Here is an 8,836-nt window from a genome sequence, read left to right as displayed (position 1 = left end):
AGAACGATCTATACCGATCCGCGCTTCTGGAAGATCGCTCCCTTATCCGCCACTTGCGTCGGATCGGCTTGGGCACTGCAGGGGTTATGGGCTTCGCCCTGGATGGCTGACGTCGCCGGGTTGGACAGGGCGGGAATCATCACCGATCTTTTTGTGATGGCAATGTCCCTTAGCATGGGCGCTTGGCTCCTGGGCATCGTTGCCGATCGCCTCCGCCGAAAGGGCATTCGGACTGAGCAGATGCTGGCGGTCGTCGGGCTGGCACTGGTCGCGGCCGAGTCCATGTTGGTCCTTCGGGTGCCGGTGCCGGCAATTCTGCCATGGTCCGTCGTTGCGTTGGTCGGGGCGGGCGTCGTTCTCAGCTTTGCGATCACTGCCGAATACTTTCCGCCAGAACTCGCAGGCCGAGCCAACGGTGCCCTGAACATGCTGCATTTCGCAGGGGCATTCCTGGTTCAGTACGGCATCGGGCTGGTTCTGGAGCAGTGGCCGCATCCAGGCGGGCACTATCCGGCGGATGCCTACCAGAAGGCCTTTGGTATGGCGATTGCGTTGCAAGTGCTGGCTTTGGCATGGATTGTGTTGCCGAGGCGCCAAATCCTGGTCAGACGGTTCGGTTCATTTCGCCAGGCAGGCGCGGGGCGGGCGCATTTGGGAGAGGAGTTCTTCATCTCGGCTGATCAATCCTTCTCGAGAGCCATATTGGACGGTGGGCGCGAGTGGTGAAATTGCCGTCGCCGAGGGATGAACTGTACGATTGCGTAGTCTGATCGGATGCATTCTCGGTTTCAGATTCGCGAGGCGGTTTCGGCTTGTCGCGCTTTGCGCAGCAAATCGTCGCGCGCGATACCTGGCCGAAGTTTGGCAGCCGCTTCGCGAGCATCCCTTGCGAAGATACAAAGCCAGTCTTTGAGGGATAAGGCTTGCTTGGAGCGGCGCCGCCTTTTCATGAAGTTGCTCCTTTCCATTCCGAGGAAGGCGGGAGCGCAACTGCGTTCTCATCCCCGTTAGGGGCGAATGCTGTGACAACTGAAATCGTCATGTATCTTGTCCAGAAAAGCGAGTCCTAAATCAGTTATTCCGAGGCGGAACGAAAAGAAGCTTCCTCAACAACCTGCCGATGGACTGATCGCGGCGACGACGATGCACGCCGCGCAAATCCCACAGCCTATCACCAGTTCAATCCTATCGGCATCGACCTCGGCCCTAATCTCTCGGTCACGGGCTCGCTGGCGACGATCCTGGTTGATTGCGCTGCTTCGGGAGGGAGAGAATGTCGGCGCGCTCCCTTCCTGCGACTCGGCTTCTTCGTGATGCCACCGGCCTTACTGCTGACGCCGCTGGCGTTGTCGCCAGCGGCTCCATAAGGGTTGAGCGATGACTCACGTGCGGGGAGGCCGGATCTATTCAAGCCATATCAGCTTGCTTGTGCGCGATCCTTGGAAAGCATTTTCCGAGCATTAGATTCGGATGCAAAGACTCGTAAGCGTATCGCGGTGCTCGTCGCCAGTACGGGGCCGCCGATTTTCGAAGCGCCAGACGACCCCGCCGTCGGCGATGGCCGACTCCAACAAGTTGGAAATGGCGCTGTCATACCTCGGTGAGAATGGGCGTGATGCGATCTGGTCAAACGCGCTTGGTCAGCCTTCAGCGGCTTAGCAGTTACAGCAAGCAGGTAGGCCACAATCTAGGTGCCCTCGAACTCCCTCTAAGCTCCGTCATGCCTTGCGGCTGACCGTAAACGAGCTGCTTGCAAATATTTGAAAGATAAAGCAAAAACGGCCGACGACCAGAGACAGAGCGGCTATCATGGAACCCATTCATCAGGACGTGCTCGCAATGGCTTCTGCGCCCGAGTTTCTGTGGGGCGGAGGAACCATGGGCCGCCTGATGAGAGAGCACAACTGGTCCTCCACGCCATTGGGTTCGGTCTCTCAGTGGCCACAAAGTTTGCGCGCGGCGGTTAGCATCTGTCTCGGCACCAATTTCCCGATTGCGATCTACTGGGGCAGGGAACTTGCGCTCCTCTACAACGATGCCTGGAGCCCTATTCCGGGCGAAAAGCATCCATGGGCCCTCGGTCGGCCGGGACGGGATGTGTGGCCTGAGATATGGAACGAGATCGGGCCGCTATACGAGAAGGTGCAGACTACTGGCGAAGGCGTTTGGCAGGAGGACCAACTCCTGCCCATGCGCCGCTATGGCTACACCGAAGAGTGCTATTTCAATTTCACGTTCAGTCCGATCCGTGGCGAGCACGGGCGCGTCGAAGGCATTTTCAACGCGGTGGTGGAGACCACCTTTCGCGTGATCGGCGAGCGCCGCGAGCGCACGCTTCGGGAACTTGCCGAGCGTCTGTCTCTGGCGCGTTCGGAAGCAGAAGTCTTCAACGTTGCGGTCGAGATGTTTGCCGCAAAATCGGCCGATGTGCCCTTCGCACTGCTCTATCGGCTCGATGAAGCCGGCGAGCACGCCGAGCGGGTAGGACTCGCCGGTCTGCCGGCCGATGGCCCTGCCAGTCCCTCCCGTATGGACGTCGCCGGTGCGGCCTGGCCTTTGTCGGTGGCTTGCGCCAACCATACCGAAATCGTGAACGATCTCTCCACGCGCTTTCCAAGCCCGTTGCCGGGTGGCCCTTGGCCGGAGGCCACTGAGCGCGCCCTTGTCTTGCCCATAGCCGCTCCGATGGGCGATCGGCTCGTTTCAGGCATCCTTATTGCCGGAGTAAGTCCGCGACGAGCGCTGGATGACGACTATCGCGCCTTCGTCGAGCGCGCCGCGGCGCACATGGCGACTGCACTCGTCAACGTCCGTGCCTACGAGCAGGAACGAAAGCGCGCCGAGGCGCTGGCCGAAATCGACCGCGTCAAGACCGCGTTTTTCTCAAACGTCAGTCACGAGTTTCGCACTCCATTGACCCTGATGTTGGGGCCGCTCGAAGAAGCGCTGGCGGCTCGCGACGTGTCGGCGCCGGTCCGCGCGCAGCTCGAGCTTGCCCAGCGGAACGCGGGAAGGCTACTTCGTCTGGTCAATAGTCTGCTGGACTTTTCGCGCATCGAAGCGGGCCGGGTCAACGCCCGCTATCAGGCGACCGACCTCGCGGCATTCAGCGCCGATATCGCCTCCAGTTTCCGCTCTGCCGTCGAAAAGGCCGGGTTGGAGTTGCGGCTCGATTGTTCTCCACTCGCGCAGGTGGTCTATGTCGACCGTGAGATGTGGGAAAAGATTTTGCTCAATCTTCTTTCCAACGCTTTCAAGTTTACTTTCGATGGCGCCATCGAGGTGACGGTCCGAGGCAGCGCGGATGGACGCGGCGCGGAAATACGGGTGCGAGACAGTGGCATCGGCATTCCGGCGGACGAGCTCCCGAAACTGTTCGAGCGCTTTCATCGGGTGGAAGGCGCGCAAGGGAGGAGCTATGAAGGTTCCGGTATCGGGCTGGCCCTGGTGCAGGATCTTGTCAAGCTTCACGGAGGCACGATTGCCGTAACGAGTGATCCGGGTCGGGGTACGACTTTCCAGATCGATATTCCCTTCGGCAGCGCCCACTTGCCGTCGGACCTGTTGGATGTCTCGTCCGATGGCGCTTCGGCGGCCGTCATGCGCGCGAGAGAATTCGCCGATGAAGCGATGCGCTGGTTGCCCGAACCGGTTCGGTTGCCGCTTCCGGACGATGTCTTGGCTGAAGCATCGAGCGGTGAGGCCGGTCGAGCGATCCGGCGCGGAAAGAGCATCGTGGTCGCAGACGACAATGCGGACATGCGGAGCTACCTGCAGCGTCTGCTTGAATCCGAAGGTTATTCAGTCAGGACGGCGGCCGACGGCGAGGCGGCATTGCTGGCCGTGCGACAAGCCCGCCCGGATCTGGTGCTGAGCGACATCATGATGCCGAAGCTGGATGGTTTCGGGCTTCTTCGCGGGCTGAGAGGCGATCGGGCACTTACCGATTTGCCTGTCTTGTTGCTCTCTGCCCGAGCGGGCAGCGAAGCGCAGGTCGAAGGTTTGGAGGCCGGAGCCGACGATTATCTGGCTAAGCCCTTCGCCGCTCGAGAGTTGCTGGCGCGAGTCAATGCGAACATTCACATGGCGCAGATCCGGCGTGAATTGAGTGCGGCGGTGCGCGAAAGCGAAGCACGCTTCCGCAGTATGGCCGATAACGCACCCGTCATGATGTGGGTGGCGGACGAGACGTCGTCGATCATCTACCTGAACCGGTTGTGGCAACAATTCACCGGTACCGGTGAGACCGACTCGCTTGGACACGGCTGGCTCGAAGCCGTTCATGGCGACGACAAAGATGCGACGCAGGCAGTTTTCACTGGCTTGCAGTCGGCGCAGGGGCCGAGCCGCGTCGAATATCGTCTACGAAGGCATGACGGTTGCTACCGCTGGGTTCTCAATGTCACGGTACCGCGCTTCTCGGAAGATGGCCGTTTGCTCGGCTTCATCGGCTCGGTGCTGGACATCGATGAGCGGAAGGAAGCCGAATTGGCCTTAAAGGCGCAGGCGGAAGTTCTTCAAAATCTCAATTCCGCGGCCGCCGCGGTCGCGGGTGATCTTGATCTCGAAAGGGTGGTCCAAACCGTCACCGACGCTGGCGTGGCACTCGCCGGCGCCGAGTTCGGCGCATTTTTCTACAACGTGCTGAGCGAGGCCGGGGAAAGCTATCTTTTGTACACCTTGTCGGGCGTTCCCCGATCGGCGTTCGAAAAATTCCCGATGCCGCGAAACACCGCTGTGTTCGGTCCCACCTTCGACGGCACTGCCGTCGTTCGGTCCGACGATATCACCAAAGACCCACGCTATGGGCACTCCGCCCCCCATCATGGCATGCCGAAGGGACATCTTCCCGTCTGCAGCTATCTTGCGGTTCCGGTTCGCTCGCGCACGAACGACGTTATCGGAGGTCTTTTTTTTGGTCATTCGAAACCGGCCATGTTCTCGAAACTCGCTGAAGAGGGGGTGGTAGGCCTCGCGGCGCAGGCGGCGGTCGCCATGGACAATGCGCGCCTCTTCCAGGAACGCGCGCGCGCCCGGGAGCAGCTTGAGTCCTTGAATGCGCAACTCGAGCAGCGCGTGCTGCAAGAGGTCGCCCAGCGCACGAAAGCGGAAGATGCCTTGCGCCAGGCTCAGAAGATGGAGGCGGTAGGTCAGCTCACCGGCGGCATCGCCCATGATTTCAACAATCTCTTGACCATCATCGTCGGCGGCTTGGATACCATTCGCCGGGCGAAACCAGAGGACCACGTCCGAATCAAGCGCTCCGCTGATATGGCATTGCAAGGGGCGCAACGCGCGGCCAATCTCACCGGCCGGCTGTTGGCCTTTTCCCGTCGTCAGCCGCTCGCGCCGAAGCCTTTGGACCTCAACGGTCTCGTCCGCGATATGACCGAGCTTCTTCACCGGACCCTTGGTGAACAGATCGAGCTCGAAGGCGTCCTCGCGCCGAGGCTGTGGACAATCGAAGCCGACGCCAACCAGCTCGAGAGCGCCATAATCAATCTTGCTGTGAACGCCCGCGATGCCATGCCTGATGGTGGAAAGCTTACCATCGAGACTGCCAACACATTTCTCGATGACCGATACGTCGAGACGCAAGCCGAAGTGGTGCCAGGTCAATATGTGGTGATTGCTGTAAGCGATACCGGGTTGGGAATCGCCAAAGACGTGATGGACCGAGTCTTCGAACCCTTTTACACCACCAAGGAGGTGGGCCGTGGCACCGGCTTGGGTCTCAGCATGGTCTATGGTTTCGTGAAGCAATCTGGCGGGCACGTAACCCTTTATAGCGAAGTAGGCGAGGGCACCACGGTCAAGCTTTATTTTCCGCGCCATCACGGGAGCGGGCCGATCGAGGAAACCTCAGAGCCCGAAGCACCAAGCGCTAGCGCGGGCGAAGTGATACTCGTGGTGGAGGACAACGATGACGTCCGGGCCTATAGCGTTATGATTCTAACGGAAATGGGCTATCAGGTCTTGGAGGCCGATGCCGCCGATGGCGCAATCGTGATGCTCGAAGGAGCCCAGCGCATCGATCTTTTGTTCACGGACGTCGTGCTGCCTGGCCGAAGCGGTAAAGTGCTGGCCAATGAAGCGCGCCGCATTCGCCCGGGCTTGAAAGTTTTGTTTACCACCGGCTATTCGAGAAATGCCATAGTACATCATGGACGCGTCGATCCCGGTGTCGAACTTTTATCCAAGCCGTTCACGTTCGAGCAACTTGCCGCGAGGGTCAGGGACTTGCTCGATCAGCGATAAAAGTTTCTTACGGTTTTCGGGTTCACAATCCACGGAGAAACGACCGGTTTGGCTGCGCCAGACGCGTTAGTTGGCGGCAATCAGTTTCAGCACCTCAGCGAGGTTTGCAGAATTGAAGGGCTTCGTCAGCACGGGGCAATCGACAAACCTTGCATCGAGTCCCGTAGGACCGTACCCGCTTGCAAATGCGAATGGCACGCCGCGGTCGGACAGGATGTCGGCGACCGGATATGACATCCGGCCATCGAGATTCACGTCCAATATGGCATAGTCCGCGGCGGCCGTGCGCGCCAGCTCCAGGGCTTGCGATAACCGCATCGCCGTGCCCACGACTTCGTGTCCAAGTTCGATCAGCATATCCTCGATCAAGAGGGCGATCGTCATTTCATCCTCGATGACAATCACGCGGAGTGATTTTCCCATCGTTCAGTCGACCTCATCCAGTCCTAACGGAGCGTCTATTTCACAGAAAAGTCCTTCCGGTCGGAAGTCCAAACGAACTTTGCCGCCCATTTCCGTGGCAAGGCCGCGCTCGATCAGTCGGGAGCCAAAGCCGCGACGAGCCGGCGCGGAACGCGAGGGCTGGAGGACTCCTTCCATAGGAAGTTCAATCTTTGCTCCTCAGAGTCAACCGCCTGAACAGTCCAGGTCACGGACACCCTGCTTGCCAAAGTACATGTTCAAGCGAGACGCCCACACCACGCTCGCCGGTAAGAAGATCGTTGGCCGAGCCAGGGCGCCCAAGCGCTCGGCGAAGGCTTGCTGGGCCCGGCCCTCCGGATCCAGGTCGCGGAAAGTGGGCTGCCATGGCCTGGATCATCGCAAGCGTATTCTTCACCCGGTGATTAAGCTCATGGACGGCTAGGCGCAGATGCTCTTCTACCTGTCTTCGTTTGGTTACATCGCTTGCCGCGCCAAACCAGCCGGTGGCCGCGCCGCGCGGGTCCAGCAACGGCACCGCGAGAGACCGTCCAGCCGACCGACCCGTCAGCCCGGCGTACGCGATGTTCCACCTGGAATGGCGACTTGGTGTCGATCGCATGAGCGATAGCGGCCAGATTTCTTGCTGGTCTTCCGGAAGAAGATAGGCGTCAATCCAAGCTACGCGCGGCGAATGGGTATCTGCTAGTAAGCCTCGCCCTTCGAGCGGGCGCATTTCAATCCAGTCAGCGCAATTCGAAGACTTTCAAGCTGAATGCGAGGGTTCGATTCCCTGGAAGCGGCACCGGCTGCATGAGCCGATAGGGACGGCCGAAGATCGCGGGCGACCGGAGCCGGCGGCGCCGACGCGCATAGGGTTGCTCAGATCGTGGAGAACGCAAGCAGGCCGCGTTTGCAGGCGGCGCTGTAATCTTCTGGTCAGGATTTTCCTAAATTTTAGCCTTGCCATTGTGTGTGGTCGGTCTACATTTGCGATGTTGGCGTGTAGTCGCCACCTAAGCGAATTCTTGCCCCGCCCGTTTTCCCCAGACGGGCGGGGATTTTTCTTCGGCGCTTCAGCTTTGATGTTTCCTCTAGCCGTTTTAGCCGGCTTATTTTATGCCGCAGAGCAGAATTCGTCGACGATCAAATGTGCAATGCGACCGCGGTCTATCTTCTTGTTGCGAGGATCCTCACAGCCGTTTGGGTGGGTGTAGGTGGTCGTAAGCCTGCGATAGCATTCACTTGCTACTTGGGCGGCCGGTAACCAAAAAAAACGTACCGCTCAGAGCGTGAGCGGGTGACATTCGTCAGAAGATCCGCGGGGCCACTTTGGCGACGATGCGCAATTTTCGCCGACTCAAATCATCAGGCACTCTCAACTCAAGCGGCCTTGGCATCAGCAGCATTCGGTGCGGCATAGGCCGAGATTAGAAAATCTGATGCGTCAGCCGCCTTCCACAACTCTAAATCGCGTCTCGCCTCTCGGTCGGCTGCAATATGGACGGGAGGGCAGCGGATCGCATAAAACCAGCGCAGAAGTCGTTAACCTGCGCTGGTGATTTCCCGTTATACGATAGCATGGAGCTGATAGCTCTGCCGATCAATGCCACATGTGCTCGAGATGTTGGAGTGTGGACGTAAACGCGTTTCCGCTGTTGTGGATATCGTTCCCCAATGCGGTGAGAGCGGTGTTGGCTCCAGCCGAGTCGCCGCTTTGCAGTGCTTGGAGGAGCGAAACTAGGTCGGCCCCGAGACTGTGACCGCCGTGATCGCCGCTCGATGGAGGCGTACCACCGTCGGTCGGGGGCGAACCGGCCGGCGGAGGCGAGCCTGCCGGAGGCGAGCCTGCCGGCGGCGAGCCGGCTGGAGGAGAGCCGGCTGGGGGGGTCGCCTGAGTGCCGCCCGTTCCGTTGGCGATATTCGGAGTGGCGGTCACTGGGATGGTGCCATGCGCAACGCCGTGGACCGATGTTGCAGTCGAGACCGTCGTCGCGGTGCCGACATAGGTGCCGCCGCCCACGGGGATGTTGTTGCCCGACACGTCCATGGCGTCGGCGGCGAAGCCCTGGCCTGCGGCTGCGATCTGCGCCTTGTCCGCGGCCAGCGCAGCGCCGGTATCGCCGTTCAGGATGCCCGTCAGCCCATGAACCGCCGC

At 60.1% G+C, this 8,836-nt stretch carries 4 protein-coding genes and 1 pseudogene; 2 read left to right on the top strand and 3 right to left on the bottom strand.

Annotated elements, in window-relative coordinates:
• On the top strand, nucleotides 1-726 hold a 726-nt coding region (locus tag JOY90_RS28025; RefSeq protein ID WP_291694343.1), incomplete at its 5' end, for an MFS transporter.
• Nucleotides 727-1,809: 1,083 nt separating this feature from the next.
• A complete protein-coding gene (locus tag JOY90_RS28020) occupies nucleotides 1,810-6,258 on the top strand; it encodes an ATP-binding protein (RefSeq protein WP_291694342.1) in 4,449 nt (1,482 codons plus the stop codon).
• A gap of 66 nt (nucleotides 6,259-6,324) precedes the next feature.
• On the opposite strand, the gene JOY90_RS28015 is transcribed toward JOY90_RS28020, so the two are convergent.
• From JOY90_RS28015 to JOY90_RS28010, 3 genes and pseudogenes are all read right to left on the bottom strand, one after another.
• Nucleotides 6,325-6,681, bottom strand: coding sequence for a response regulator (locus tag JOY90_RS28015; protein ID WP_291694341.1), 357 nt, complete (start codon nucleotides 6,679-6,681; stop codon nucleotides 6,325-6,327).
• 226 nt (nucleotides 6,682-6,907) lie between these two features.
• Nucleotides 6,908-7,300, bottom strand: coding sequence for an HWE histidine kinase domain-containing protein (locus tag JOY90_RS40205; RefSeq protein ID WP_367277002.1), 393 nt, complete (start codon nucleotides 7,298-7,300; stop codon nucleotides 6,908-6,910).
• Nucleotides 7,301-8,281: 981 nt separating this feature from the next.
• Nucleotides 8,282-8,836: pseudogene (locus JOY90_RS28010) on the bottom strand (hypothetical protein); the annotation flags it as partial.

Source organism: Bradyrhizobium sp. (genome assembly GCF_019242285.1).
Classification (GTDB): Bacteria; Pseudomonadota; Alphaproteobacteria; order Rhizobiales; family Xanthobacteraceae; genus Bradyrhizobium.
The sequence above is the reverse complement of the archived record's forward strand: the minus strand, read 5'-3'. Positions and strand labels throughout refer to the sequence as shown.

Bases quoted from the DNA above. Each gene is read 5' to 3' on its own strand.
- JOY90_RS40205 (WP_367277002.1), bottom strand. From the start codon at position 7,300: ATGCGATCGACACCAAGTCGCCATTCCAGGTGGAACATCGCGTACGCC.
- JOY90_RS28015 (WP_291694341.1), bottom strand. From the start codon at position 6,681: ATGGGAAAATCACTCCGCGTGATTGTCATCGAGGATGAAATGACGATC.
- JOY90_RS28020 (WP_291694342.1), top strand. From the start codon at position 1,810: ATGGAACCCATTCATCAGGACGTGCTCGCAATGGCTTCTGCGCCCGAG.